The sequence below is a fragment of the Thioclava dalianensis genome (assembly GCF_000715505.1).
GTDB lineage: Bacteria > Pseudomonadota > Alphaproteobacteria > Rhodobacterales > Rhodobacteraceae > Thioclava > Thioclava dalianensis.
Genome location: NZ_JHEH01000087.1, coordinates 1 through 1,689 on the forward strand (window position 1 = coordinate 1; position 1,689 = coordinate 1,689).

Consider the following 1,689-nt stretch of genomic DNA (forward strand, 5'->3'; position numbering starts at 1 on the left):
GAGAGACCCTGTCGCCGAAAGTCCAAGGGTTCCTGCTTAAAGCTAATCTGAGCAGGGTAAGCCGACCCCTAAGGCGAGGCCGAAAGGCGTAGTCGATGGGAACCAGGTTAATATTCCTGGGCCATGTGGTGGTGACGGATTGCGAGGGTTGTTCGATCTTATTGGATTGATCGGGCCGCTTAGCAGTTCCTGGAAATAGCCCCACTGTAAGATCGTACCCGAAACCGACACAGGTGGACTGGTAGAGAATACCAAGGCGCTTGAGAGAACCACGTTTAAGGAACTCGGCAAAATGCCTCCGTAAGTTCGCGAGAAGGAGGCCCCATTCGGACGCAAGTCTGGGTGGGGGGCACAAACTAGGGGGTGGCGACTGTTTACTTAAAACACAGGGCTGTGCGAAGCCGTAAGGCGACGTATACAGTCTGACGCCTGCCCGGTGCCGGAAGGTTAAAAGGAGAAGTGCAAGCTTTGAATTGAAGCCCCGGTAAACGGCGGCCGTAACTATAACGGTCCTAAGGTAGCGAAATTCCTTGTCGGGTAAGTTCCGACCTGCACGAATGGCGTAACGATCTCCCCGCTGTCTCAAACGTGGACTCAGCGAAATTGAACTGTGTGTCAAGATGCACACTACCCGCGGTTAGACGGAAAGACCCCATGAACCTTTACTATAGCTTCGCACTGGCATCAGGATTGTGATGTGCAGGATAGGTGGTGGGCTTTGAAACCGGGACGCTAGTCTCGGTGGAGCCATCCTTGAGATACCACCCTTCGCACTCTTGATGTCTAACCGCGGTCCGTTATCCGGATCCGGGACCCTGCGTGGTGGGTAGTTTGACTGGGGCGGTCGCCTCCCAAAGTGTAACGGAGGCGCGCGAAGGTTGGCTCAGACCGGTCGGAAATCGGTCGTTGAGTGCAATGGCAAAAGCCAGCCTGACTGCAAGACTGACAAGTCGAGCAGAGACGAAAGTCGGCCATAGTGATCCGGTGGTCCCGAGTGGAAGGGCCATCGCTCAACGGATAAAAGGTACTCTGGGGATAACAGGCTGATGGTGCCCAAGAGTCCATATCGACGGCACCGTTTGGCACCTCGATGTCGGCTCATCTCATCCTGGGGCTGGAGCAGGTCCCAAGGGTACGGCTGTTCGCCGTTTAAAGAGGTACGTGAGCTGGGTTTAGAACGTCGTGAGACAGTTCGGTCCCTATCTGCCGTGGGTGTAGGATACTTGAGAAGAGTTGCCCCTAGTACGAGAGGACCGGGGTGAACGGACCACTGGTGGACCAGTTATCGTGCCAACGGTAGTGCTGGGTAGCTATGTTCGGACAGGATAACCGCTGAAAGCATCTAAGCGGGAAGCCCCCTTCAAAACTAGGTATCCCTTGAGGGCCGTGGAAGACCACCACGTCGATAGGCCAGAGATGTAAGCGCGGCAACGCGTTCAGTTGACTGGTACTAATTGCCCGATAGGCTTGATTTGATCCGGTAGAAGACAGTCTTCGCCAATCAAATCAAAAGCTGCAAACATAACTTGACTTGGACATTGCTTCTTTCTCGGTTTGGTGGTCATAGCACGAGCAAAACACCCGATCCCATCCCGAACTCGGCCGTTAAGTGCCGTCGCGCCAATGGTACTGCGTCTTAAGACGTGGGAGAGTAGGTCACCGCCAAACCTAGTAAGAAGCAAGGAAAAA

The 1,689-nt window shown here is 54.4% G+C and carries 2 rRNA genes; both read left to right on the forward strand.

Annotated elements, in window-relative coordinates:
- A 23S ribosomal RNA gene (locus DL1_RS20620) occupies positions 1 to 1,475 on the forward strand; the annotation flags it as partial.
- Positions 1,476 to 1,553: 78 nt separating this feature from the next.
- Positions 1,554 to 1,668: ribosomal RNA gene (gene rrf / locus DL1_RS20625) — 5S ribosomal RNA — on the forward strand.
- The last annotated feature ends 21 nt before the right edge of the window (positions 1,669 to 1,689 follow it).